Annotated in this window: 30 protein-coding genes; 17 read left to right on the top strand and 13 right to left on the bottom strand. The window is 68.5% G+C overall.

Annotated features, from left to right (window positions below; translation table 11 throughout):
* Window positions 1–4 precede the first annotated feature (4 nt).
* Complete coding sequence (locus BPET_RS18395) at window positions 5–1,198, top strand: phosphoglycerate kinase (protein WP_012250521.1); 1,194 nt, start codon at window positions 5–7, stop codon at window positions 1,196–1,198.
* Window positions 1,199–1,262: 64 nt separating this feature from the next.
* Here BPET_RS18395 and cynS read toward each other — a convergent pair whose 3' ends face one another.
* From cynS to BPET_RS18360, 7 genes are all read right to left on the bottom strand, one after another.
* The gene (gene cynS, locus BPET_RS18390) at window positions 1,263–1,706 is read right to left on the bottom strand and encodes a cyanase (protein WP_041864159.1); all 444 of its coding nucleotides are present in this window, start codon (window positions 1,704–1,706) and stop codon (window positions 1,263–1,265) included.
* Window positions 1,706–3,985 (bottom strand): DUF3141 domain-containing protein, encoded by a 2,280-nt coding sequence (locus BPET_RS18385; protein WP_012250519.1) that lies wholly within the window; start codon window positions 3,983–3,985, stop codon window positions 1,706–1,708. Before BPET_RS18385 ends, cynS begins: the two co-directional genes overlap by 1 nt.
* 121 nt (window positions 3,986–4,106) lie before the next feature.
* Window positions 4,107–4,532: a VOC family protein gene (locus BPET_RS18380; protein WP_012250518.1), complete on the bottom strand. Its 426-nt coding sequence runs from the start codon at window positions 4,530–4,532 to the stop codon at window positions 4,107–4,109.
* Entirely contained in the window at window positions 4,532–5,119 is a 588-nt protein-coding gene (yfcF, locus tag BPET_RS18375; protein ID WP_050978346.1) for a glutathione transferase, read from the bottom strand. Before yfcF ends, BPET_RS18380 begins: the two co-directional genes overlap by 1 nt.
* 158 nt (window positions 5,120–5,277) lie before the next feature.
* Window positions 5,278–5,607, bottom strand: coding sequence for a DHCW motif cupin fold protein (locus BPET_RS18370; RefSeq protein WP_012250516.1), 330 nt, complete (start codon window positions 5,605–5,607; stop codon window positions 5,278–5,280).
* Window positions 5,604–6,167 (bottom strand): DinB family protein, encoded by a 564-nt coding sequence (locus tag BPET_RS18365; RefSeq protein WP_012250515.1) that lies wholly within the window; start codon window positions 6,165–6,167, stop codon window positions 5,604–5,606. Before BPET_RS18365 ends, BPET_RS18370 begins: the two co-directional genes overlap by 4 nt.
* A 58-nt stretch (window positions 6,168–6,225) precedes the next feature.
* A complete protein-coding gene (locus BPET_RS18360; RefSeq protein WP_041863070.1) occupies window positions 6,226–6,711 on the bottom strand; it encodes a GNAT family N-acetyltransferase in 486 nt (161 codons plus the stop codon).
* Between the two features lie 122 nt (window positions 6,712–6,833).
* Here BPET_RS18360 and BPET_RS18355 point away from each other — a divergent pair, with 122 nt between their 5' ends.
* On the top strand, window positions 6,834–7,553 hold the full coding sequence (locus tag BPET_RS18355; RefSeq protein WP_012250513.1) for an AzlC family ABC transporter permease: 720 nt from the start codon (window positions 6,834–6,836) through the stop codon (window positions 7,551–7,553).
* The gene (locus BPET_RS18350; RefSeq protein WP_012250512.1) at window positions 7,550–7,900 is read left to right on the top strand and encodes an AzlD domain-containing protein; all 351 of its coding nucleotides are present in this window, start codon (window positions 7,550–7,552) and stop codon (window positions 7,898–7,900) included. The genes BPET_RS18355 and BPET_RS18350 overlap by 4 nt, the downstream gene beginning before the upstream one ends.
* A 50-nt stretch (window positions 7,901–7,950) precedes the next feature.
* Here BPET_RS18350 and BPET_RS18345 read toward each other — a convergent pair whose 3' ends face one another.
* Window positions 7,951–9,429, bottom strand: coding sequence for an inorganic phosphate transporter (locus tag BPET_RS18345; protein WP_012250511.1), 1,479 nt, complete (start codon window positions 9,427–9,429; stop codon window positions 7,951–7,953).
* A 341-nt stretch (window positions 9,430–9,770) separates the two neighbouring features.
* On the opposite strand from BPET_RS18345, the gene mog reads away from it, so the two are divergent.
* From mog to BPET_RS18330, 3 genes are read left to right on the top strand one after another with little or no spacing between them, the layout of a single operon-like run.
* On the top strand, window positions 9,771–10,406 hold the full coding sequence (mog, locus tag BPET_RS18340) for a molybdopterin adenylyltransferase (RefSeq protein ID WP_012250510.1): 636 nt from the start codon (window positions 9,771–9,773) through the stop codon (window positions 10,404–10,406).
* A 57-nt stretch (window positions 10,407–10,463) separates the two neighbouring features.
* A complete protein-coding gene (locus BPET_RS26700) occupies window positions 10,464–10,802 on the top strand; it encodes a hypothetical protein (RefSeq protein ID WP_012250509.1) in 339 nt (112 codons plus the stop codon).
* A 23-nt stretch (window positions 10,803–10,825) separates the two neighbouring features.
* Window positions 10,826–11,671 carry a M23 family metallopeptidase gene (locus BPET_RS18330; protein ID WP_041864153.1) on the top strand — a complete coding sequence of 282 codons (846 nt, stop codon included), beginning with the start codon at window positions 10,826–10,828 and terminating at the stop codon, window positions 11,669–11,671.
* On the opposite strand, the gene BPET_RS18325 is transcribed toward BPET_RS18330, so the two are convergent.
* Window positions 11,658–12,551 carry a LysR substrate-binding domain-containing protein gene (locus tag BPET_RS18325; RefSeq protein WP_012250507.1) on the bottom strand — a complete coding sequence of 298 codons (894 nt, stop codon included), beginning with the start codon at window positions 12,549–12,551 and terminating at the stop codon, window positions 11,658–11,660. The genes BPET_RS18330 and BPET_RS18325 overlap by 14 nt on opposite strands.
* A 108-nt stretch (window positions 12,552–12,659) precedes the next feature.
* Between BPET_RS18325 and BPET_RS18320 the strand changes: the two genes are divergently transcribed.
* Genes BPET_RS18320 through BPET_RS18310 form a run of 3 tightly spaced genes read left to right on the top strand, consistent with a single transcriptional unit; the run spans window position 12,660 to window position 15,161 of the window.
* On the top strand, window positions 12,660–13,661 hold the full coding sequence (locus BPET_RS18320; RefSeq protein WP_012250506.1) for a Bug family tripartite tricarboxylate transporter substrate binding protein: 1,002 nt from the start codon (window positions 12,660–12,662) through the stop codon (window positions 13,659–13,661).
* A 58-nt stretch (window positions 13,662–13,719) separates the two neighbouring features.
* Window positions 13,720–14,439 (top strand): PIG-L deacetylase family protein, encoded by a 720-nt coding sequence (locus tag BPET_RS18315; protein WP_012250505.1) that lies wholly within the window; start codon window positions 13,720–13,722, stop codon window positions 14,437–14,439.
* Window positions 14,436–15,161 (top strand): 4-carboxy-4-hydroxy-2-oxoadipate aldolase/oxaloacetate decarboxylase, encoded by a 726-nt coding sequence (locus tag BPET_RS18310; protein ID WP_012250504.1) that lies wholly within the window; start codon window positions 14,436–14,438, stop codon window positions 15,159–15,161. Before BPET_RS18315 ends, BPET_RS18310 begins: the two co-directional genes overlap by 4 nt.
* Window positions 15,162–15,184: 23 nt before the next feature.
* On the opposite strand, the gene BPET_RS18305 is transcribed toward BPET_RS18310, so the two are convergent.
* From BPET_RS18305 to BPET_RS18295, 3 genes are all read right to left on the bottom strand, one after another.
* On the bottom strand, window positions 15,185–15,484 hold the full coding sequence (locus tag BPET_RS18305) for a hypothetical protein (protein ID WP_012250503.1): 300 nt from the start codon (window positions 15,482–15,484) through the stop codon (window positions 15,185–15,187).
* Between the two features lie 36 nt (window positions 15,485–15,520).
* On the bottom strand, window positions 15,521–15,784 hold the full coding sequence (infA, locus tag BPET_RS18300; protein WP_012250502.1) for a translation initiation factor IF-1: 264 nt from the start codon (window positions 15,782–15,784) through the stop codon (window positions 15,521–15,523).
* A 383-nt stretch (window positions 15,785–16,167) separates the two neighbouring features.
* The gene (locus BPET_RS18295) at window positions 16,168–16,575 is read right to left on the bottom strand and encodes a GFA family protein (protein WP_012250501.1); all 408 of its coding nucleotides are present in this window, start codon (window positions 16,573–16,575) and stop codon (window positions 16,168–16,170) included.
* Between the two features lie 304 nt (window positions 16,576–16,879).
* On the opposite strand from BPET_RS18295, the gene BPET_RS18290 reads away from it, so the two are divergent.
* Entirely contained in the window at window positions 16,880–17,314 is a 435-nt protein-coding gene (locus BPET_RS18290) for a hypothetical protein (protein WP_012250500.1), read from the top strand.
* 231 nt (window positions 17,315–17,545) lie between these two features.
* Window positions 17,546–18,610 carry a class II fructose-bisphosphate aldolase gene (gene fba / locus BPET_RS18285; RefSeq protein WP_012250499.1) on the top strand — a complete coding sequence of 355 codons (1,065 nt, stop codon included), beginning with the start codon at window positions 17,546–17,548 and terminating at the stop codon, window positions 18,608–18,610.
* Window positions 18,611–18,666: 56 nt separating this feature from the next.
* Here the strand turns inward: fba and BPET_RS18280 are convergent, their stop codons facing one another.
* A complete protein-coding gene (locus BPET_RS18280; protein ID WP_012250498.1) occupies window positions 18,667–19,095 on the bottom strand; it encodes a GFA family protein in 429 nt (142 codons plus the stop codon).
* A 363-nt stretch (window positions 19,096–19,458) separates the two neighbouring features.
* Here BPET_RS18280 and BPET_RS18275 point away from each other — a divergent pair, with 363 nt between their 5' ends.
* The 6 genes from BPET_RS18275 to BPET_RS18250 all read left to right on the top strand — a co-directional run bounded on the left by BPET_RS18275 (window position 19,459) and on the right by BPET_RS18250 (window position 24,197).
* Window positions 19,459–20,340: a phosphoribosylaminoimidazolesuccinocarboxamide synthase gene (locus tag BPET_RS18275; protein ID WP_012250497.1), complete on the top strand. Its 882-nt coding sequence runs from the start codon at window positions 19,459–19,461 to the stop codon at window positions 20,338–20,340.
* A gap of 160 nt (window positions 20,341–20,500) precedes the next feature.
* A complete protein-coding gene (locus BPET_RS27105) occupies window positions 20,501–20,659 on the top strand; it encodes a DUF5993 family protein (RefSeq protein ID WP_012250496.1) in 159 nt (52 codons plus the stop codon).
* A 15-nt stretch (window positions 20,660–20,674) separates the two neighbouring features.
* Window positions 20,675–21,247: a disulfide bond formation protein B gene (locus BPET_RS18265; RefSeq protein WP_041864151.1), complete on the top strand. Its 573-nt coding sequence runs from the start codon at window positions 20,675–20,677 to the stop codon at window positions 21,245–21,247.
* 137 nt (window positions 21,248–21,384) lie between these two features.
* Window positions 21,385–21,906, top strand: a complete 522-nt coding sequence (gene purE / locus BPET_RS18260; protein ID WP_012250494.1) for a 5-(carboxyamino)imidazole ribonucleotide mutase — start codon at window positions 21,385–21,387, stop codon at window positions 21,904–21,906.
* 35 nt (window positions 21,907–21,941) lie between these two features.
* A complete protein-coding gene (locus tag BPET_RS18255) occupies window positions 21,942–23,132 on the top strand; it encodes a 5-(carboxyamino)imidazole ribonucleotide synthase (protein WP_012250493.1) in 1,191 nt (396 codons plus the stop codon).
* A gap of 6 nt (window positions 23,133–23,138) precedes the next feature.
* Window positions 23,139–24,197, top strand: a complete 1,059-nt coding sequence (locus BPET_RS18250; RefSeq protein WP_012250492.1) for an L-threonylcarbamoyladenylate synthase — start codon at window positions 23,139–23,141, stop codon at window positions 24,195–24,197.
* The last annotated feature ends 1 nt before the right edge of the window (window position 24,198 follow it).

Raw genomic sequence — 24,198 nt, 5'->3', positions numbered from 1 at the left:
CAGCATGGCCAAGGTCAACACCCTGTCCGCGCTGGCCAAGGCCGGCGCGCTGCACGGCAAGCGCGTGTTCATTCGCGCCGACCTGAACGTGCCGTTCGACGACGCCGGCCAGATCAGCGAAGACACGCGCATCCGCGCCTCGGTGCCGGGCATCCGCCTGGCGCTCGACGGCGGGGCTGCCGTCATGGTTACCTCGCACCTGGGCCGGCCCACCGAAGGCACGCTGACCGACGCCGATTCGCTTGACCGCGTCGGCCAGCGCCTGTCGCAATTGCTTGGCATGCCCGTGCAGCTGGTGAAAAACTGGGTCGACGGCGTCAACGTCGACCCGGGCCAGGTGGTGCTGCTGGAAAACTGCCGCGTCAACCCCGGCGAAAAAAAGAACGACGAAACGCTGTCGCGCAAGATGGCGGCGTTGTGCGACATCTACGTCAACGACGCGTTCGGCACCGCGCACCGCGCCGAGGCCACCACGCATGGCATGGCCCGATTCGCGCCCATTGCCTGCGCCGGCCCGCTGCTCGAGGCCGAGCTGCAGGCCCTGGGCCGTGCTCTGCACGAACCCAAGCGCCCGCTGGTGGCCATCGTGGGCGGCTCGAAAGTGTCGACCAAGCTGTCCATCCTGCAGTCGCTGGCTGACAAGGTCGACCAACTTGTCGTGGGCGGCGGCATTGCCAACACCTTCATGCTGGCGGCCGGGCTGTCCATCGGCAAGTCGCTGGCCGAGCCCGACCAGGTTGACCAGGCCCGCGCCGTGATCGACATGATGAAGGCGCGCGGCGCCGACGTGCCCATTCCCACCGACGTGGTGTGCGCCAAGTCGTTTTCCGTCGACGCCCAGGCCACCGTCAAGGCGGCCGACGCGGTGGCCGACGATGACCTCATCCTGGACATCGGTCCGCAAACCGCGCAGCAGCTGGCCGGCATTCTGGCAAAGGCGGGCACCATCGTCTGGAACGGCCCGGTGGGCGTGTTCGAGTTCGAGGCGTTCTCGCACGGCACCGAGGTGCTGGCCAAGGCCATCGCCGATTCTCCCGCGTTTTCCATCGCGGGCGGCGGCGACACCCTGGCGGCCATCGCCAAGTACGGCATCGCCGACAAGGTGGGCTATATCTCGACGGGCGGCGGGGCGTTCCTGGAATTCCTGGAAGGCAAGTCGCTGCCGGCGGTCGCCATCCTGCAAGAGCGCGCCGGCTGAAGCCTGGCGCGGCAGGCCGGCGCCTTGCCCGGCCTGCCTGCCCGCGCGGGTTCCCGCGCGGCGCTCAGTACTGCTTGTAGGGCAGGAACTTGCCGCTCATCACAATGCGCACCCGGTCGCCGGCCGGGTCGCTTTCGCGCGCCAGGTCCATCTTGAAGTCGATGGCGCTCATGATGCCGTCGCCGAACTCTTCGTGGATCAACGACTTGAAGGTCGTGCCATATACGTTCACCAATTCATAGAAGCGATAGATCAGCGGGTCGGTGGGCACGGCGGTCGGCAACGAGCCTTTCAGCGGCGTGACCTGCAGTTGCAGAACGGCGTCTTCAGGCAAGTCGAGCAGCTGGCCGGCGGCCTGGGCCTGCTCGGCGGTCAGCGTCATCTGGCCCAGCAGCGCGGCTGCCGTCCATTCTTTGCTGCGGCCCAGGGTCTTGGCAATGTCGGTCCACTTCAAGCCTTTCTTCAGCTTCTGGGTCACGACAAGTTCGGTGACTTCTGCGCGGGTCATCATGATGCGGGAATCTCCTTGGGACGACGGGCTGCCTTACCGGCAGCGGGCTTCTTCGCGCGCGCCAGCGCTTTTCGCGCCGCGTTGCGGAATATCTGCTCCATTTCTTCCAGATGGCCGCGAGCCCGCTCGTTCAGCGGGCCGGTGGCTTCGAGGACGTGGCGCATCGTGCCGAACGCGTCGCGGATCTCGGCGGCCGATGCGCGCGCCAGCAGCGTCGGCATGGCCCGCAGCGCGGCCTGGCCGTCCAGGCGCATCATCAGGGCCTGGTCGCGCGCCACATTCTTGAATTCTTGCAGCGCCAGTCCCGAGTCGGCATCGGCGCGCATCTTGCGCAGCATGGCGAAGCTGCGCGCATCGATGCCGCCCTCGGCGTTGGCCACGTACACCAGCATGCGCATGGCGGCTTCGCGCACGCCGCCCTGGTCCATCTGCGCGCGCAGCTCGTCGGCCCGTCCGGCCATGAACTGGCGGTGCTCGGGCGACACGCCGGGGTGCTTGCGGGGCGGCCCGACCTTGGCGCCCAGGCCTGCCCAGTTCTGCACCAGCGGCGAGCCGTAGATGTTCATGAACAGCTGCTCGCCAGCCGCGTCGCGCAGTTCCTGCCAGATGTTCAGGCTGGCTTCGATGGCGTTCGAGGCCATGCGTTCCAGCACCGTATAGGGGTTGTCCGGCGCGGCCGGCTGGCGGTGCTGGCGGGCCTGCTCGGCCACCTGCGTCACGGGCGCTACCCAGGGGTTGCGGTCCGAGATCAGTTCGTAGGGCAGGCGCAGCGGATGCATGCGCTGCAGCCATTCGGCCGATTGCGGCGTGACGGCGGCGCGCACCCAGGGCTGCACGAAGCTGCGGTACAGGCCCAGGTTGATGTCGGAAATGCGCGCCACGGCGGCAAAGCGGCGGTCATCGTCTTCGCGGCGCGCCACGATGGCCCGCACGTCATCGACTTTGCGGCGCGCGAACGACAGCACGTAGTCGCCCTCGGTCAGGTCGGCGTTGGGCGTGTCGGGCGTCTTGTCGGCGATTTCGGCCTGGTAGATGCCGGCGGGCAGCACGTCGATCAGATCGATGTTGGCGGTGAATTCATGGTGCTCTTTGCGGGCCACGCTGCCCGACACGAAAATGCCCAGGTGGCCGATGCTTTCGTGCACCGCGTACACGATGGTCTGGTTGTGCGCCACCACTTCGGCGTCGTCCTGGTACAGGTCGGGTATCCAGCCCAGCGCTTGCGGCGGCGGCGTAATGTTGTCGCCCTTGGAACAGAACACGATGATGGGCGAGCGGATGTTGCGCAGGTCGATGCGGATGCCGTCCGAGGTGACCAGCCCGGCGGTGGCCAGGCGGTTGCCGATGAACAGGTTGTCGACGATGTACTGGATTTCCGGCGCGTTCAGGAACACATGGCCGCCCCACCACTTCTCGAAGCTCAGGTAGCGCTCGGCCTCGGTGTCCACCTTCGAGTACAGGTGGTACTGTTTGCTCCAGAGCGTGTTGGCGGGGTTGAGGTTTTCGAAGTTCTGCACCAGCCAGGCGCCATCGAAGCGGCCGTGGCCGAGGTCGCTGGCCAGCTCGGTGAGCCAGCTGCCGCCCGTCAGGCCGCCGCTATAGCGCATGGGGTTCATGCCGCGCCAGCCGGCCCAGTACGACAGCGGCGCGCCCGCCACGATAATGGGGCCGAACAGCTCGGGCCGCATGGCGGCCGTCATCATGATCTGCCAGCCCGCCTGGCAATTGCCCACCACCACCGGCTTGCCTTCGGATTCGGGATGGCGGGCGATGATTTCTTCCAGGAAACGCGCCTCGGCGCGCATCACGTCTTCGACGGTTTGCGTAACGGTGGGCTGGGGCAGGAACGACGCGAAATAGCACGGGTGGCCCGCGTTCACCGCCACGCCGATCTCGCTTTCGGGCTTGAAGCCGCCGATGCCCGGCCCGTGCCCGGCACGCGGGTCCACGACCAGAAAGGGGCGCTTCTGCGGGTCTGTTTCGACGCCAGGGGGTGGCACGATGCGCAGCAGGCCGTAGTTGACCGGGCGGGCGAATTCGCGGCCATCCAGCACCAGCTCGGATTGCATGCTGAGCACATTGGGCGCGCGCTTGGCCATGTGGCTGTGGTACTGGTTGCCGCGCTGGCGCATGACGTCGGCATACAGCACGCCGCGCTGCATCGCATCGATGGCGTATTCACAGGCGGCGGCCCAGGGGTTGGAAGGCAGGGCGGGTTGGGCGCTGCGGGAGGCGGATACGGCCACGGCAGACTCCGGTGGGTGTCCGCCGCGCATGAGGGCGGGCACGAGGGCGTTTGGAAGAGGCGATATGGCCCATTACAACGCATTGAATGCTGCATTGCAACATCCAACCGGAACCTGCTCCGCCCGAAGCCCCCAGCAAGGGGGCGCCGTGTCAGTCGGCGTCGCGGGGCGGGCCCGCGGCCGGCTGGGGCAGGTGGCACACGGCTTCCAGCCGGTTGCCGGCTGGGTCGGCGACGAAGGCGGCGTAGTAGTGCGGATGGTAGGCCGGGCGCAGGCCGGGCGCGCCTTCGTCGCGGCCGCCGTGCTGCAGTGCGGCGCGGTGGAAAGCATCGACGGCGGCGCGGCTTTGGGCCTTGAAACACCAGTGGCGCCGCGCCTCGGCATTGGGCGCCGCCGACAGCAGCACCGACAGGTAGGTGTGGTCGGGGGCCGCGGGCCGGCAGCGTTCGCCATAGCCCAGCCCGTCAGGCCGGTCGTACACCTTGGCCGCGCCCAGGGCGGCCAGCACGGCATCGTAGAACGGGCGCGCCACATCGAGATCGGGCACGGCGATGGATACGTGGTCGAGCAGTTGCATCAGGCGCGCGCGTCTTGGTTGAACTGCAGCCAGGTCTGCACACTGGGCCGCCGCCATTGCGCGTCGGCGTAGGCGCGCAGCGCATCGGGCAGCTCGTCGCCCGGCCCAGCCAGCCGGCGCAGCATCAGGGCCAGTTCGGTGTCGGCAATGCACCAGGCATCGAACAGCTGCGGGCGGCCGTCGGGCAGCAGCGTCTGCGCCACGCGCAGCAGCTTGGCGGCGGCCGCCTGGGCGGCGTCGCCGAGCGGTGCGCCTGCCGCGCCATGGAAGACGACTTCGGTCGGGCGCTCCGCGCGCAGCGCGGCGAGGTCGCTGCGCAGCCAGGCCTGCACCTGGCGCGCGCGCGCCCGCTGCTGCGGCGACGGCGGATACAGCGCGGGGTAGTCGGGGGCCGGGAAGACATCTTCCAGGTATTCGATGATGGCGCTGGATTCGGTCAGGTGAAAGGCGTCGTGGGTAAGGGCCGGAACGCGGCACGTGGGCGCTCGGCTGGTGTAGGGCTGCATGCGCTGTTCGCCGGCCTGCAGGTCGACCAGCCGCAATTCGACGGGCAGGCTTTTTTCGGCCAGCGCGACATAGGCCGCCATGGCATAGGGGCTGAGCAGCAGCGCATCGACATAAAGCGTCAGCGGCGAAGCAAGGGGCGCGGGCAAGGCAGGGCTCCAGGCAGTGTTGGGCCGGCGGCCGGGCTGCGCCAGCCGCCGCGTGCAAGCTTACAGCGTACCGCAATCGCGCGGCGTCATGCTCAGTCGACGATGAACAGGCGCGCGCCGGTGGCGGTGGACGAGCGGTGCGGTTCGGCCTGGTCGGCCACCTGGTAGCTCATGCCCGGGGTCAGCACGAAACGGCGGCCGTCCTCGAGTTCGGTGTGCAGCTCGCCTTCCAGGCATAGCAGAATATGGCCCTTGCTGCACCAGTGGTCGGCCAGGTAGCCGGCCGAGTATTCGACCATGCGCACGCGGATGTCGCCGAATTGGCAGGTGCGCCAATACGCCGTGCCGGTGTCGCCCGGGTGTTCGGTGGGTTCGATCGTTTGCCAATCGGTGGTGCCGAAGGGGATGTCGCGCAGATTCATGCTGGAGACTCGCTGTTGGGGGCGGCGGCCGGCAGTTCGGGCACGCGCAGTAGCAGGTCGGTGGCGCCGATGTCGATGCCGGCCTGGCTGAGCAGTGTAGTGGCCTGCCCGCGGTGATGGGTCTGGTGATTGAAGAAATGCAGGATCACGCCGCCGAAATCGCGCCGCGATGCAATGCCGCGGGAGTTGGTGTAGGCCAGCACATGGGCCAGGTCGGGTTCGGCCAGCTGCCCCGCCCAGGCGACGATGGCCTGGTCGAGTTCGCGGCGCAGCGCCTGCAGGCCGGCCAGGTCGGGGCGCAGCAGGCGGTCCAGCCCTTCGGGCATGGGTAGCGCGGTGACGGGGGCCAGCGCCGTGTAGCCGGCCGGATGCGTGGCAAAGCGCTTGAGCCACAGGATGTCGCCCACCGCGATGTGGTTCAGCGTGCCCAGCAGCGAGCCGAAAAACGCGCCGCGCGGCGCGGCGGCGTTGGCAGCGGGCAGGGCGGCGGCCTGGTAGACGCGCTGGTTCATCCAGGCGTTGTAGTCGGCCAGCAGGCGGATGTCGGCAACGGTGGGCATGGCGCGATTAGCGAGTAGCGAGTGGGGCGGGTGGGGGTGGCGGGTGGCGGGTAAAGCGTCAGGCCGCCAGCTTCTTTTGCCAGAACATGGCCTGCCCGGTGTCGCCCGCCAGCTCGTAACCCTGGTAGCCGATTTTGCGATACAGCGCCTTGGCCGGCTCGTTGCCTTGCAGTACTTCGAGCGTGATTTTGCAGCAGCCGCGGCGCGCGGCCACGCCTTCCAGCGCTTCGAGCAGGCGCTGGGCGATGCCCAGGCGCCGGTAGCGTTCCGAAACCATGAAATCGTGCAGGTTCAGCAAGGGCTTGCAGGCGAAGGAAGAGAAGCCTTCGAAGTAGATGGCCAGGCCGGCCGGCATGCCGTCGTACAGGGCCACCAGCGCGCCCGCGGTGGGGCGGCGCGCCAGTTCGGCGGCCAGATTGGCGCGCGAGTAGTCGGACAGGGCCTCGCCGCCGCCCATGGGGCCGCGCGCGTATTCGTCCAGCAGCGCCACGACCATCTCGCCGTGGGCGGGGTTGTTGAAGTCGGCGTCGATGATGTCCAGCACAATGGGGTTCCGTGGTTGCGGCCGCCGGTGCGGCCCGGTGAGAGTCAAGAGAGCGTTGGTTATTATGCCGCGCCGTGCGCGCCGTGGGTAAACTGGCCATAGTATCGACGCACGGAGCATTCATGAACAATCCACCCCCAGCGCCGCATCCGGCCTTGCCGGGCGGGGCTGGCCTGGCTGGCATGCGGGCCTGCCTGCCCGTCATGCTCGGGTATTTTCCCGTAGCGGTCACCTTTGGCATCGCCGGCCTGGCCACCGGCCTGTCGCCACTGCAGGTGGTGCTGATTTCGGCGCTGGTCTACGCCGGCGCCAGCCAGTTCCTGCTGCTGGCCTCCATCAAGGCCGGCACGCCCTGGCTGTGGGTGGTGGCGTTGTGCTCCCTGCTGAATGCCCGGCACCTGCTGTACGGGCCGCTGCTGTCGCGCATGCTGCCGCAGCGGTTGCGGGCACGCCTGCAAATCGCCTTCCTGCTTACCGACGAAGTATTCGCCACCGCGTTCAACGGCATCGAGCAGGTGGCGCCGGAGCATCGCAATCGCTGGATGACGCTGCTGGGCCTGGGCGCCTGGCTGACCTGGATCGCCGGCACTGCCGTGGGCGTGTACGCGGGCGACGGCCTGGAGCGCCACTATCCGATGCTGTCGCAGGCGATGCGCTTTGCTTTGCCGGCCCTGTTCCTGGCGCTGGTGTGCCAAAGCACCACCCGCGCGCTGCGCGGGCCGGTCATCGCCGCGCTGGCGGTGGGGGCGGCGTTCGCCGCGGCCGGCCACACCACCCTGGCGATTCTGGCGGGGGCCGCCGCGGGTTGCGCCTGCCCGCGGCCGCGCACGGAGGCGGCATGATGGACGGCGGCCTGGGGTTCTGGGGAGCAGTCTTTGCCATGGCGGCCATTACCTACCTGACGCGCGCCCTGCCGTTCGTGCTGTCGGCGCGCAGCCGGCTGCTGCGGCGCCTGGCCGAGGGCTCGTCGCTGGCGGCCCTGGGGCCCGCGCTGCTGGCGAGCATTGCCGTCGCGGTAATCGTGCCCGATGTCATGGCATTGCAGGGCATGCCGCAGTGGCTGCCCTATGCAGGCGGCTTGCTGGCCACCGCGCTGGCCGCGCGCCGCATGGCAAACGCGGGTGTGGCGGTGATCGTGGGGGTGGCGGTGTACGGGACGCTGCTGGCGCTGTGCGGCGCCGGCGGCTGACACCCCTGCCGGCCTCAGCCGCGCCCCTGGCCTGGCTCTGGCCGCCCGCGTCAGCCGATAATGCTGACGCCCAGCCAGAACAACCCGGCCGCCAGCAGCATCGACGCCGGCAGCGTCAGCACCCAGGCCAGCAATATGGTGCGGATGGTGCCGTGATGCAGGCCACTTTTGTTGGCGATCATGGTGCCGGCCACGCCTGAAGACAGCACGTGCGTGGTGGACACGGGCAGGCTGAACACGTTGGCCATGCCGATGGCGGCCACGGCCGTAAGCTGCGCCGACATGCCCTGCGCGTAGGTCATGCCCTGCTTGCCGATTTTCTCGCCCACGGTCAGCACCACGCGGCGCCAGCCCACCATGGTGCCGGCGCCCAGCGCCAGGGCCACGGCCACGATCACCCACAGCGGCGCGTATTCGGTGGTGGCGGTCAGGTCGGCGCGCAACTGGTTCAGGTCGGCGCGGTCGCGGTCTTGCAGGCCATCCAGGGTGGCCACTTTCTTGGCCGTGTCGTCCAGGCACAGCAGATAGCGGCGGATGTCGACGCGCTTGGCGGGCGACAGGTCGCTGTAGCGCGTGACGCCGCGCAGGTCTGCCTGCAGGGCATCGATGGTGGCCAGCGTCAGTTGGGGATGGCAGCGGAAGTGCTTCGGCAGTTCAGCGCCGTTGTCGCGGCTTTTGGACAGCGCCAGGTAGTCGTCCAGCGTGGCCTGGTTGCGATGGTAGAACGCCGACAGGTGCGTGGCGGCATCGCGGGTGCGGTCGATCTGGTAGGTGGTGCTGCTTTCGTTCAGCACGAATTGCGCGGGCACGATGCCGATCAGCACCAGCATGATCAGGCCGATGCCTTTCTGGCCGTCGTTCGAACCGTGCACGAAGCTCACGCCCATGGCCGACAGCACCAGCACCAGGCGGTTCCAGAACGGCGGATGTTTTTTCGAGTCGATCTCGCGGCGTTGTTCCGGCGTCTTGTGCATCTTGGAGGCCGGCCACCAGCGCTTGAACAGCAGCAGCAGGCAACCCGCCACGACACAGCCCGCCACGGGCGAGACCACCAGCGACAGGCCGATGTCGATGGCCTTGTTCCAGTTGACGCCCTCGCCCAGCGGCAGGTCGGTCAGCAGCGCATTGGCCAGGCCCACGCCCAGGATAGAGCCGATCAGGGTGTGCGAGCTGGAGGCCGGGATGCCGAAATACCAGGTGCCCAGGTTCCAGGCAATGGCCGCCGTCAGCATGGCGAACACCATGGCCAGCCCCTGCCCGGTATCGACGTTGATCAGCAGCTCGACCGGCAGCAGGTGCACGATGGCGTACGCGACGCCCACGCCGCCCAGCAGCACGCCCAGGAAATTGAACACCCCCGACAGCATCACCGCCAGGTGCGGCGGCATGGCCTTGGTGTAAATGACAGTGGCCACCGCGTTGGCGGTGTCATGAAAACCGTTGATGAATTCGAAGGCCAGGACGAAAGCCAGGGCCAGGACCAGGCTGGCGCCGATCCAGAAATCCAGGCCGGAGAAGAGATGGAACATGAGGGGGGCAGGACGGGGGGTGGGCGGTGTGAGGTAGGGTGGATTATTGCAGATTTGTGACCTGCCCCTTTTGAGCCCATGCCATTCCGGGGGGCATTTCCGGACGCTGCGACCGGGTTTCTGGCGTTGATTCCAGCTCTGTCACGTGCCGTTCTGCGTGCCGGGGGCGGCGCGTTGGGCGGCGGGGCAGCCTGCGCAGCAGGCCTCGGGCGCCTGCATGCGCCGGAGCCCGGCGCACGGGCGCCGCCCCCGGCTCGCAGAACGGCGGGTGACCGCTCCAAGACAATCCCCACCCCCCCATAATGCGATAGCATCAAATTTTTTCCACCCCAGTTACCGCCATGTCCCCCTCATCGCAGCCCGTTGTCCGCCGCCACCCCGACGACCTCATCGTGGGCCTGGTGTCCATTTCCGACCGCGCATCGTCGGGCGTCTACCAAGACCAGGGCCTGCCGGCGCTGCGCGACTGGCTGGGCACGGCCATGTCGTCGTCGTGGCAGGCCGTCGAGCGGCTGGTGCCTGACGAAGCCGCGGCCATTTCCGCGGCGCTGGTCGAGCTGGTAGACACCTGCGGCTGCGACCTGGTGCTGACCACCGGCGGCACCGGGCCGGCGCGCCGCGACGTAACGCCCGAGGCCACGCTGGCCGTGGCCACCAAGGAAATGCCCGGCTTCGGCGAACAGATGCGGCAGGTCAGCCTGAAGTTCGTACCCACCGCAATCCTGTCGCGCCAGGTGGCCGTCATTCGCGAAACCGCCAGCCACGCGGCGCTGATCATCAACCTGCCCGGCCAGCCCAAGGCCATCCGCGAAACCCTCGAAGGGCTGCGCGACGCCGACGGCGCCGTGACGGTGCAGGGCGTGTTCGCCGCCGTGCCTTACTGCATCGACCTCATCGGCGGCCCCTACGCCGAAACACACGAAGCCGTGGTCAAGGCCTTCCGTCCCAAGTCGGCGCTGCGCAAGCCCGCGGCCTGAGGCCGCCGTGCGTTATAGTTGGCCGGGTCTCTTCGTTTGTTTCCGGGAAACCCTTCCATGAATTTGCGATGCATCGTGGCGCTGGCCCTGGCTGGCGCGTTGGCTGGTTGTGCGAACGTCAAAGACGTACGCGAGCGCGATCCCGTGTTCTTCGGCTCGACGGCGCGCGGCGCCGACCAGTACGTCACCTGCGTCGAATCGGCCTGGCAGGGCAGCGGCACGACAGCCGAGCGCCAGACCGTGCGCAACGGCTACGAGCTGGTGGTGCCCGGCACGATGGGCGTCGAGGCCGTGCTGACCGCCACCACCTGGAAGGGCAAGACCGACGTGCGCTTGTCCACGCGCATTCCGCGCTACAGCACCGCGCTGGTCGAGGCGGCCAACCTGTGCATGTAGCGCGTCTTTCGCTGCGCCCGCGCCTGGGTCGCGTGGCCGGCCGGCTGGTCTTGCTGGCCGCGGCCTGTGCCGTTGCCGCGGCCGCGCATGCGCAGGGCTATATCAGCCGCAAGCTCGACGTGCCGGTGCCCGGCGGGGTCGCGGTCGTGGCGCTGGGCACGGCCGAGCGCGCGCCCCAGGCCAGCTACGGCGGCCACCGGGTCATGGTGCTGCGCGACAGCGACGGGCAATGGATCGCCGTGGTGGGCATCGCGCTGGATGCCAAGCCGGGCCGGCACACCCTGCAAGTGCAAGGCGGCGCGCCGGTGGCGTTCCAGGTAGGCTCCAAAGAATACGCCGCACAGCACATCAAGCTGAAGAACCGCCGGCAGGTCACGCCCGACCCCGACGACCTCAAGCGCATCGAGCGCGAGCTCGATCTGCAACTGGCCGCCTACGCCGCCTTTCGCGACGGCGTCATTCCCAGCAACGTCATGCTCGATCCGCCCGTCAGCGGACGGCTGTCCAGCCCGTTCGGGCTGCGGCGTTTTTTCAACGGGCAAGAGCGCAACCCGCATTCGGGGCTGGACTTCGCCGTGCCGGCGGGCACGCCGGTCAGGGCGCCGGCGGCGGGTCGCGTGGTGCTGGTGGGCAACTATTTCTTCAATGGCAACACGGTGTTCGTCGACCACGGGCAGGGCTTCATCAGCATGTTCTGCCACTTGTCGTCCATCGACGTGAAGGTGGGTGACGAGGTGGCGCGCGGCGCCGTGGTTGGCAAGGTGGGCAGCACCGGCCGCGCCACCGGGCCGCACCTGCACTGGAACGTCAGCCTGAACGCCACGCGGGTCGATCCGGCCATTTTCATCGGCGCGGTCAAACGCCCGTAAGCGCGGTCTCGCGAAAGCGCCGCAGCAGCGGCGCGGCATCGTCGGCGCGGTAGGCCAGCAGCACGCGGCTGGCGGCGTCGCGCGTATCCAGCGCACAGTACGTCACGCCCGGGATGCCGGTTTTCATATAGGTGTCAGGCAGCACCGAAATGCCCATGCCCGCCGCCACCAGGCCGATGATGGTGGCGCCTTCTCGGGCCTCTTGCCGCACATGGGGGGCGAAACCGGCGCGGCTGGCCAGCACCGTCACATGCTCGAACAGGCCGCAGCCCAGCCCGCGCGGAAACAGAATGAACGACTCGTCGGCCAGCGCGGCCATGGGCAGCGGCCCGGGCCGGCGCGCCAGGGCGTGGCCGGCGGGCAGCACCGCCACCAGGCGGTCGGTCCACAGCTGAGCCACGGCAATGTTGGCCGGCGGCTCGAACAGGGGCGACGGGCGCAGGAAGCCGATGTCCACGCTCTTGTCGGCCAGCGCGCGCAACTGCTGTCCGGTAGACAGGTGGATCAGGTCGGCCCGCGCGCCCGGGTGGCGCGCGCGGAAAGCCTGCACGATCTGCGGAAAGGCCTCGAACATGGGCACCGATGCGGTGAACGAGACGCGCAGTTCGCCGGCTTCGCCGCGCGCGGCCTGGCGCACCACGTCGCCGGCGCGTTCCAGGTAGGCCAGGGCACGACGTGCCTGTTCCAGGAACAGCGTGCCCGCCTCGGTGAGTTCTACCTTGCGGTTGTTGCGGTTCAGCAGCACCGAGCCCAGTTCTTCTTCCAGCGCCTTGATCTGCAGGCTGAGCGGCGGCTGGCTGACATGCAGGCGGCGCGCGGCGCCGCTGAAGCTGAGCTCTTCGGCCACCGCGACAAAATAGCGGAGTTGGCGGAAATCCATAGCTATTTGGTTTTCAAATAAATACAAGCCAAAAACGGTATTGGACGATATTAATCGCGCGGGCCATCATCTTCAAACCACAACAGGAGACCCCCACAGGAGACCCGCATGGCACGAGACCGCCAGAAAAAAACCTATACCGGCGCCTGGCGCGGCCTGGCCGCCGCCCTGGGGCTGGCCGGCGCCCTGGCCGGCACGGCCGCCCACGCCGCCGACTTTCCATCCCACCCGATCCGCATCGTGGTGCCGTATGCCGCCGGCGGCGGCGTGGACATCGTGACCCGGCTGGTGGGCGAGAAAATGGGCGAGGCGCTGGGCCAGCCCATCCTTGTCGACAACCGTCCGGGCGCCGCCACCAACATCGGCATGGGCGCGGTGGCGCAGGCCGACCCCGACGGCTACACGCTGCTGACGGCATCCAATACGCTGGCCAGCAATGCATCGCTGTTTTCCAAGCTGAGTTTCGATCCTGCCCACGACTTCACTCCGGTGGGCAGCATCGGCTACGCGCCGCTGGTTGTGGTGGTGCCGCAGCCGTCGCCCGCCAAGAGCTTGAAGGACCTCATTGCCTACGGCAAGGCGCATCCCGGTACGCTGACCTATGCGTCGGCCGGCAACGGCAGTTCCGGTCACCTGGCCAGCGAGCTGCTGAAGGCCGAAGGCGGCTTCGACGCGCTGCACGTGCCGTACAAGGGCGGAGCGCCGGCCATTACCGACTTGCTGGGCCAGCGCATCGATTTCATGTCGATCAACCCGCTGGAGGTGATTTCGCACATCCAGGCCGGCAAGCTGCGCGCGCTGGCTGTGCTGAATGCCCAGCCGGCGGCGCTGCTGCCCGGCGTGCCCACTACGGCCTCGCTGGGTCTGCCGCATGCGGTGGCCACGGTGTGGTGGGGCCTGGTCGGCCCGCGCGGCCTGCCCGAGCCGGTGGTGCGGCGCCTGAATGGCGCCTTGCAAAAGGCGTTGAATGACCCCGCGGTGCAGAAGCGCCTGTCCGAGCTGGGGGCGGTGCCCACGCCGGGCGCGGCCGCGCAGTTCGGCACGTTCGTGGCCGGCGAGACCGCGAAATGGAGCAAGGTGATCAAGCAGGCCGGCATCAAGGCCGATTGAGCGCACAACCGGAAGGCGGCGCGATGCCGCCTTCATCAGATTAGCGAGAGACTCTGCAATGCAAACATCGAAGCACGGCCTGGTGGTCAGCGCCCATTCGGCCGATTTCGTCTGGCGTGCCGGCGGGGCCATTGCCCTGTATGCGCAGCGTGGCTGGACGATGACCGTGGTGTGCCTGTCGTTCGGCGAACGCGGCGAATCGGCCAAGCTGTGGCGCCAGCCCGGCATGACGCTGGAGCGCGTCAAGCAGGACCGCCGCGCCGAGGCCGAACGCGCGGCCGAGGTGCTGGGGGCGCAAATCCGCTTTCTGGACCTGGGCGACTACCCGCTGCGCGTATCGGACGAGGCCCTGTTCCAATTGGCGGACATCTACCGCGAGTTGCGGCCGGCTTTCGTGCTGACGCATTCGCAGCGCGACCCGTACAACTTCGATCACCCCTTGGCCACGCACGTGGCGCAGGAGGCGCGCATCATCGCCCAGGCTCATGGCCCTGCGCCGGGTGAGCCGGTGCTGGGCGCGCCGCCCGTGTTCCTGTTCGAACCGCACCAGCCCGAGCAATGCGAATGGAAGCCGCAGGTGCTGCTGGACATTACCGAGGTGTGGGACAAGAAGCGCCAGGCCTTCGAGCTGATGGCGGCGCAGGAGCACCTGTGGGAATACTACACGCGCGTGGCCCTGCAGCGCGGCGTGCAGGCCTCGCGCAATTCGGATGCGAAGATCCGCTACGCCGAGGCCTACCAGCGGGTGTTCCCGCAAGTGACGGGGGAGCTGGCATGAGCGTCGTGCCTTCGCGCCAGATAGCGGTGCGCCATATCGAGCGCGCCGAGGCCGGCGTGGTGGCGCGCCTGGGCCGGGCCGGCGTGGCCACCGCGCACGAGGCGCAAGGCCGCGCGGGGCTGCTGCAACCCGGCATGCGGCCCATTTACGCGGGCGCGGCCATTGCCGGCAGCGCGGTGACGGTGCTGGCGCACCCCGGCGACAATTGGATGCTGCACGTGGCGGCCGAGCTGTGCCAGCCCGGCGACGTGCTGGTGGTGGCCTGCAGCGCCGAGAACCGCGACGGCATGTTCGGTGAATTGCTCGCGACTTCGCTGCGCGCGCGCGGCGTGGCCGGGCTGGTCATCGACGCGGGCTGCCGCGATGTGCAGGCGCTGACGGCCATGGCGTTCCCGGTATGGTCGCGCGCCGTCTCGGCCAAGGGCACCATCAAGGCCACGCCGGGTTCGGTGAACCTGCCGGTAGTGTGCGCCGGCGCGCTGGTGCATGCAGGCGACGTGATCGTCGCCGACGACGACGGCGTATGCGTGGTGCCGCGCGTACAGGCGGCGGCGGTGGCCGATGCCTGCGACACGCGGCTGCGCAAAGAAGCCGTCAACCGCGCGCGCCTGGCGGCGGGCGAACTGGGACTGGATATTTATGGCATGCGCCCGGCGCTGGAGCGGGCGGGCCTGGTCTATGTAGACCACCTGTCCGACCTGGACACGCCGCCGCGGCCGTAGCGGCGGGGCGGGCCGCGGGCCCGTCAGGCGTCGGCGCTGGAAACCGGGGTGGAAGACGACAGGCGCTGGTAGCGCCTTTCGGCATATTGCAGGTCGTGCACAGCCGCCTCGTGCAGGCGGCGTTGCTCTTCAACGCAATTGTCGTATTTGATGCGGGCCTGGGCGTAGGTCAGGCCGGTGGCGCGCAGGCTATGAATGAAGGCGGCGCGCGATTGCCGCAGCAGCTGCAGACCCTGTTCGCCTTGTACGACCACGCGCCGGGCCTGGGCCACATGCTGGGCGGCGGCCTGGAGCGATTCGGACGTATCCATGGCAAGGGACATGCGGGGCGTGCCGGGCCCGAGGAGGCGCTTAGCCGCTTAGCGGCGGCGTTGCGGCGGACGCGAGGTATGGGGCGCGCGCTCGTCTTTGTGGCGGAAGTTGATGCGACCTTTGGTCAGGTCGTAGGGCGACATTTCCAGGGTGACGCGGTCGCCGGCCAGGATGCGGATGCGGTGCTTGCGGATGCGGCCCGAGGCGTAGGCGCCCACTTCGATGCCGTTGTCCAGGGTGACGCGGTAGCGGCTATCGGGCAGCACTTCATCCACGATGCCATCGAGTTCGATCAGTTCTTCTTTTGCCATATGTGACTCTCCTTGGTCGATGCGCACGCGCGCCATGGCATGGCGCACGCACCGCCTGGGGGCGGCTTGCGCGGAACCCAAGCGGACTTGGGCCAGCGGTGGAACGTAAACGTCCCGGCTGGTACGGGGGCACGGGCCAGGGAACCTTGCGGAACCCGAGGCGGGTACTCACGCCGCTGGGGGCAATAAGCGCGCGAGGCGCGGCTTGGTCGCGGCGCAGGTGGCGCCGGAAGAAGCGGGGTAGGGCAGCCGTGCTTATAGATCAAAACTTATGCACGGAACAACTCAAGATAATACTCCAATCACGCCCATTTGACCAGGGTTTTCCCGCATCCTGTTTTCCGGCGTCCGGCGGCTTTCTTATCGTAGCGGCCGCAACAGGCTCACTCCTGGCCGGGCCCCGCATCGGGGTACTGCGGCAGATCGTCGGTGATGTCGTGCCAGGGCGCCTTGCTGGCCACGTGTACGTGGCAGGTGGCCTTGATGCCGGGATTGTCGTCCAGGGCGCCCAGCGGCAGGCCGTAGGCTGCGGGGTTCTGGTCAAAGCGCGACAGCAGTGGCGTGCCGCAGGCGCTGCAGAAGCCGCGGTAGTTGCCGGGCGACGAGCTGTACCACGTGACCTCGTTTTCACCGCGCGTCCAGGCGAAGTCTTTCGCCTGGACGGTGGCGCGCGTGCGGAACGCCGCGCCATGGGCCTTGCGGCACATTTCGCAATGGCAGTTCAGCGCCTGGGTCAACGGGCCGGAAATCTCATAGGCCACGCGGCTGCACAGGCAGGATCCTCTCAGCATGTCGTGCTCCGGGGGACAGAGGAAACCTCAATATATACCGGCGCGGGCGGCGCGGTTTGTGGCGGTCCGGTTGCACGGCGTCCGTCCGCATGGTCCTGGCCGATGAGGCGGTTGCCTCGCTGAACAGGTCGACGTGGCAGCGCGCTATTGCCCGCGCGCGGTCGCCTCGCACCACGGCCGCGTGGTGTACGGCGGCCCCGCGCTGCGGCCGCGGGCTGGCGCCGGCAGCCGGCCTTCTGTTTAAATGGGCCATATTGGCCGGCCCGTTCCACGGGCCGGCGCGTCATGGCCGGAGGCCCGCATCATGGCAGCGCTGAATTTCGTGCAAGATCCCGAAGCCCCCGATCTGTGGGCGGCCGAGAACGTCCCGGCCGGCCCGGGGCGCCCGCCTATCCACGTCATGATCCAGACCGACGGCCAGGCGCCCGACCCGTCGGCGTCGCGCGTGGTGCGCGATCTGCTGGCGCGGCTCGACGATCAGGTCCTGGCGGCGGCCGATTTCCTGCTGGATCACTATTCGCCCGAACTCTGGCTGAAACAGGGCATCGATCCGGCCCGCTGGCTGCCCGAGCAGACCGCCGAGGCCATGGCCGGCTGCGCGGTGCTGCGGGCCGTGTGGCTGTTCGACGAAAGCGGCGACGGCTACGAAATGTGGTTCACCGTGCCCTGGGACGCCGAACACACCTACGACGTCGAATTCGATGACGGCGAGCCGGTGGGCTGCGAGGTGAACGACTGAAGCAGGATGGCAGGGGCTATTTCCCGGCCCTTGGTTGAGTTGTTTACAGTCGGCCAGGGCTGAAAAAAGCGGCCGCCACGGCGCGGCGCGCGGCCACGGCGGCCGTGGCTGGGACATCCTGACACCTCCCGTGACACCCGGGCGGGGAGCGTTGGCGCAATCCCAGCTAAAATCCCTTGATTCAGCAAGGCTTCAACCAATCGTTCCATTGCCATTCAGGAGGACCACCCCATGGCCCTAGTTTCCATGCGCCAGTTGCTCGACCACGCCGCCGAGCACGGCTACGGCATTCCCGCGTTCAACGTCAACAACCTGGAACAGGTTCAGGCCATCATGGAAGCCGCCGCCGAGACCGACAGCCCGGTGATCATGCAGGCCTCGGCCGGCGCGCGCAAATACGCGGGCGAAGGGTTCCTGAAGTACCTGATCCAGGCCGCGGTGGAATCCTATCCGCACATTCCCGTGGTCATGCACCAAGACCACGGCCAGTCGCCCAAGGTCTGCCAGGGCGCCATCGATCTGGGCTTCTCCAGCGTCATGATGGACGGTTCGCTGGAAGAAGACGGCAAAACCATCGCCGACTACGACTACAACGTCGACGTCACCAAGAAGGTGGTCGACATTGCCCACAAGCTGGGCGTCACCGTCGAAGGCGAACTGGGCTGCCTGGGCTCGCTGGAAACCATGAAGGGCGACAAGGAAGACGGCCACGGCGCCGAAGGCACCATGACCCGCGAGCAACTGCTCACCGACCCCGAGCAGGCCGCCGATTTCGTGCGCAAGACCCAGCTCGACGCGCTGGCCATCGCCATCGGCACCAGCCATGGCGCCTACAAGTTCACTCGCAAGCCCACCGGCGACATCCTGTCGATTTCGCGCATCAAGGAAATCCACGCCCGCCTGCCCAATACCCACCTGGTCATGCACGGCAGCTCCAGCGTGCCGCAAGAGCTGCTGGCCGAAATTCGCGAATTCGGCGGCGACATGAAAGAAACCTACGGCGTGCCCGTGGAAGAAATCCAGGAAGCCATCAAGTTCGGCGTGCGCAAGGTCAACATCGATACCGACATCCGCCTGGCCATGACCGGCGCCATTCGCCGCTTCTTCGCCGAAAACCCCAGCAAGTTCGACCCGCGCGAATACCTGAAGCCGGCGCGCGCCGCCGCCAAGGCCATTTGCGTGCAGCGCTACACGCAGTTCGGCACTGCGGGCAACGCCAGCAAGATCAAGCCGCTGCCGCTGACCGAAATGGCCCAGCAATACGCGGCCGGCAAGCTGACCCAGGTCGTGCAGTAAACCCCGCCTGATCAGGCAAGCGCCGCCCCGCGGGGCGGCGCCGGGCGGCCGGCCCCTCAGCCCGGCGAGTTGCGTGCAAAGCACGGTATCGTGGTGTCGATGTGGTGCCACGAGGGCGCGGAATCTGTCCAAAGCGCCATGCGGGCCCGGAACCGCTCCGGCTCGTCCAGCGACCCGGCCTTCACGATGGCATAGCTGGCATCTGCCGGTCCTCCGAACAGTGGCGTGCCGCAATCGCGGCAGAAGCTGCGCATGATGGTGTTTCCGGAATCGTTCCGATAGCGGTGTTCATGCGCCCGGCCCTGCAGCACTTGCAGCGCGGAAGAGGCCACCACCAGCGCATGCGCCGGCCCGCCGCCGCTTGCGTACTGGCAATCGCGGCAGTGGCAGGTTGCCGCCACCATGGGTTGGGCCGTGATCGCATAACGGATGGCGCCGCATTGGCAGCCGCCGGCCAGTGGCGTGAACTCGGGTTCTTGGGGCATGAGGGGTCCTGGATGAAAATGTGGGTAGGCTAAACGATGCGGGTTTTTTGGGGGCTGTTCAAGTTCGTTGAGTGCTCATTGCGTTTTTGGGCCCCCCGGTGCACGCCCTGGCTCGCAGCGTCTTGCATTGAATGAAGGCATTGCGCGGGATAACGGCCCAATGTCACGCCACCGTAGTCCCGCGGCTTTCCCTTGGGCGGGGGGCGGCGCGTTGGGCGGCGGGGCAGCCTGCGCAGCAGGCCGAGGGCGCCTGGTTGCGCCCGAGTCCGGCGCACGGGCGCCGCCCCCCGCCCAAGGGGAAGCCGCGGGACGGGGCAAGAACATTTGCAGTAATCTATGCTCATTTTTCCCATAGGCCGATTCGTGACTTCCGCCCTGCACCAATCCAGCATCAAGTCCCTGCCGCTACTGGGTCGCGGCAAAGTGCGCGACATGTACGCGGTGGGCGACGACAAGCTCTTGATCGTCGCTTCCGACCGCATTTCCGCGTTCGACGTGATTCTTGACGACCCGATCCCCGGCAAGGGCCAGGTGCTGACCGAGCTGACCGAGTTCTGGCTGAACAAGCTGGCGCATATTTTGCCCAACCATTCCACCGGCGTGCGGCCCGAAGACGTGGTGGCGCCCGACGAGCTCGACCAGGTGCGCGGCCGCGCCGTGGTGGTCAAGCGCCTGAAGCCGATCCTGGTCGAGGCCGTGGCGCGCGGCTACCTGATCGGCTCAGGCTGGAAAGACTACCAGGCCACTGGCGCCGTTTGCGGCATTGCGCTGCCGGCCGGCCTGCAGCAGGCCAGCAAGCTGCCCCAGCCGATTTTCACGCCGGCGGCCAAGGCCGAATTCGGCATGCACGACGAAAATGTCGACTTCGCCCATGTGGTCAGGGAAGTCGGCCAGGAGATGGCCGAGCGCATCCGCGACGTGACCCTGCGCCTGTACACCGAGGCGGCTCAGTTCGCCGCCACCAAGGGCATCATCATTGCCGACACCAAGTTCGAGTTCGGCCTGGATGACGACGGCACCCTGTACCTGATGGACGAAGTGCTTACCCCCGACTCGTCGCGTTTCTGGCCGGCCGACGGCTATCGCGTGGGCATCAGCCCCCCGTCGTTCGACAAGCAGTTCGTGCGCGACTGGCTGGAAACCCAAGACTGGGACAAGACCCCGCCGGCTCCCCGCCTGCCGCAGGAAGTCCTGCAAAAGACCGCCGCGAAGTACCGCGAGGCGCTCGACCGCCTGGTGGCCTGACCCTCGGGTGTCAGGCGGCCCACGGGAGCCTGACACCTGCCAAACGCCGGGTGTCGCTTCGCCAATCGCGCGAAGTAGGGCGCTTTGCCCGGCTTGTTTGCCCGCCAGCGCAACGCAATATTTCGTATCGTAACGATCGACCTCCGGAGGATCGATCGCCATGATCATGATGATGCCCTTTCTGACCAGCGCCCTGGCGGTGTGGTTCGGCATGCTCGGCAAGCGCCGCCCCTGCTTCACCCTGTGGCTGGCCACGCTGCTGATCTTTGTGGCCGGCGCCCGCGTGCACCTGGCCGAGCCGCTCTTGCTGGCCCTGTAGCCGCTCTGAATGAGCGTGATCTTTTCGCTGAACCCCGCGCGCGGTTCGCGCATTATCAATACCGTGGCGTTGCTGGGCATCAGCATTCTGCTGTATGTGGCATTCGCCTGGCAGTTGCTGTTCGACGCCGCTCCTTGCCCGCTGTGCCTGCTGCAGCGCGCGGCCTTCGTCATGGCCGGGGTGGGGCTGCTGTTGAATATTCGCCTGGGCCCTTCGCCATTGCACTATGCGATGGTGATCGCCGCCTCGCTGGGCGGCCTGGTGGCGGCCGGCAACCAATTGCTGGCACAGGCAAGCGCGGGCGAGCCGCCCAGCGGGCCGCCGCTGTTCGGCCTGTCCATCCATTCCTGGGCTTTCCTGGCCTTTTGCGCGCTGCTGGCGTTTTGCGTGCTGATGCTCGCGGCCGATCGCAAATGGGGCGACAACGCCCTGAAGAAACCCGTCGCGCTGCCCGCCCTGATCGTCATGGGGCTGTTCCTGCTGGCCATCCTGGTCAACGTCGCCGCTACCTCGCTGGAATGCGGGCTGGGCGAGTGCGAGGGCGCCTTGCTGGCGCCCGCCGCGGCGCCGGCCGGCAGCGGTTCTTAGGCGGTTGCAGGGCGGTTGCAGGGCGGTTGCAGGGCGCGCCGGGCGCGCCGCGCGGCCAGGCCGGGTAAAATACCGGGTTTCCCGCCCGCCGCGCCACGGCCCGGTGCCCGCCCGCCTTCTGCCTTGCCGATCTTGCCATGACGACGACTTCCTCCGCCTTAGCGCCGGCCACTCCCGTGGTGGGCGTGATCATGGGTTCCTCCAGCGACTGGGACATCATGAAACACGCCGTGACCATGCTGGAAGAATTCGGCGTGCCGCACGAAACCCGCGTCATCTCGGCCCACCGCATGCCGCAAGACATGGCCGACTACGGCGCCACGGCGCGCGCGCGCGGCCTGCGCGGCATTATTGCCGGCGCGGGCGGCGCGGCCCACCTGCCTGGCATGATGGCCGCCCTGACCGAAGTGCCGGTGTTCGGGGTGCCCGTGCCCTCGCGCTACCTGCGCGGCGAAGACTCGCTGCTGTCCATCGTGCAGATGCCCAAGGGCGTGCCGGTGGCCACCTTCGCCATTGGCGAGGCAGGCGCGGCCAACGCGGCGCTGCACGTCATCGCCACGCTTGCCGCCACCGACGATGCCCTGCATCGCCAGTTGCTGGCGTTTCGCGCGCGCCAGACCGAAACGGCCCGCAACATGGTGGTGCCCCCGCAGCCCTGACCTAGCCACGCGCCCGCACCGGGCGCGCCATCCGTATGACTTCATCCACTGATTCTTTCACGATCGCGCCCGGCGGCTGGCTGGGCTTGCTGGGCGGCGGCCAACTGGGCCGCATGTTTTGCCACGCCGCGCAAAGCCTGGGCTATCGGGTCGCCGTGCTCGACCCCGCCGCCGACGGCCCGGCCGCCATGGTGGCCGACCGCCACATCCAGGCCGCCTACGATGACGCGGACGGCCTGGCCCAGCTGGCGCAGCTTTGCCGCGCCGTGACCACCGAATTCGAAAACGTGCCGGCCGACAGCCTGCGAACCCTTGCGGCGCAGTGCCGGGTCAGCCCGGCGGCCGACGCGGTGGCCATCGTGCAAGACCGCATTGCCGAAAAAACCTTCATCGCCGCGCAGGGCATTCCAGTGGCGCCGCATGCCGCCATTCGCACGACGCAAGACCTGCAGGCCGCGCCCGACGCGCTGTTTCCCGGCATCCTGAAAGTGGCCCGGCTGGGTTACGACGGCAAGGGCCAGGCGCGCGTGGGCACGCGCGCCGAAGCGCTGGCCGCCTTCGACGGTTTCGGCGGCGTGCCGTGCGTGCTTGAAGCCCTGATGCCGCTCGACTACGAAATCTCGGTCGTGCTGGCGCGCGGCTTCGACGGCGCCGACGTGGTGTTCCCGGTGGCGCGCAACCTGCACCGGGACGGCATTCTCGCGGTGTCCACGGTGGCGGCCGGCGATGGCGACGCCGCCCATGCGCGGCGGCAGGCGCAGGCCACCGAGGCGGCGCGCGCCATCGCAAGCGGCCTGGGCTATCACGGCGTGCTGTGCGTGGAGTTCTTCGTGCTGACCGACGGCAGCCTGGTGGTCAACGAGATCGCCCCCCGGCCGCATAACAGCGGCCACTACACCATCGACGCCTGTGTCACCAGCCAGTTCGAGCAACAGGCGCGCGCGATGGCCGGCCTGCCGCTGGGCAGCACGGCGCTGCTGGCGCCGGCCGTGATGCTGAACATTCTGGGCGACGTCTGGTTCGAACCGGGCGCCACGGCGGCGCGCGAGCCCGACTGGGCGGCCGCGCTGGCCGTGCCTTCGGCCAAGCTGCATCTGTACGGCAAGCACGAGCCGCGGCGCGGCCGCAAGATGGGCCACGTCACCGTGGTGGGCGACACGCTGCAACAGGCCCGCGCCGACGCCGCGCGCGTCGCGGCGGCGCTGGGCATGGCCGCGCCCGAGTAAGCTGCCATGTCCCAGCCTGATCACGCCTTGCCCGACGCGGCGGCCATCGCCCGCGCAGCCGAGCGCCTGCTGGCCGGCGAGCTGGTCGCGTTTCCCACCGAAACCGTATACGGCCTGGGGGCCGACGCGCAGAACCCCGAAGCGGTGGCGCGCATCTATGCCGCCAAGGGCCGGCCGTCGAACCACCCGGTGATCGTGCACGTGGCGCCGGGCGCCGACCTGGGTTACTGGGTCCGCAACATTTCTCCCGCGGCCCGCCAACTGATCGACGCCTTCTGGCCCGGCCCGCTGACGCTCATTTTGCCGCGCGCGCCGCATGCCGGCGCGGCGGTCAGCGGCGGGCAAGACAGCATCGGCTTGCGCTGCCCTTCGCACCCCGTGGCGCAGGCGCTGCTGCGCGCCTTCGCGGCAGGCAAGCCGGGCGGCCATGGCGGCGTGGCCGCGCCGTCGGCCAACAAGTTCGGGCATGTATCGCCCACCCGGGCCGAGCACGTGCGCGGCGAGTTTCCGCAAGAGGTGGCGCAGGGCATGCCCGTGCTGGATGGCGGGCCGGCGCAGGTGGGCATCGAGTCCACCATCGTCGACCTGTCGCGGCTCGAACAGGGCGTGGGGCCGGTGCTGCTGCGCCCCGGCCACGTCACGCCCGCGCAGATCGAGGCCGTGCTGGACATGCCGGTGGCCATGCCAGATGCCGCCGCGCCGCGCGCCTCGGGCACCCTGAAGGCGCATTACGCGCCGCACACGCCGCTGGAATTGATGACGACGCAACACCTGATGGACGCGGCGCGCGGGCGGGGCCTGCCCGCCGGGCGCGTGGCCATCGTGGCGTTCGGCGCGGCGCCCGCGGAGCTGGACGCGCGCGTGGCCTGGCGCCAGGTGCCCGACGACGCCGGCCGCTATGCCCAGGCGCTGTACACCATGCTGCGCGATCTCGACGGCGGCGGCTATGCGCGCATTCTGGTGCAGGCGCCGCCGGCCGACGATGCCTGGCGGGCGGTGAACGACCGCATCGGGCGCGCCGCCGCGGCCTTTACCCTGGACACCAGCGGCCTGCCGGGCACCTGAC

Origin of the sequence: Bordetella petrii (assembly GCF_000067205.1) — a bacterium.
GTDB classification, from domain to species: domain Bacteria; phylum Pseudomonadota; class Gammaproteobacteria; order Burkholderiales; family Burkholderiaceae_B; genus Bordetella_A; species Bordetella_A petrii.
The sequence above is the reverse complement of the archived record's forward strand: the minus strand, read 5'-3'. Positions and strand labels throughout refer to the sequence as shown.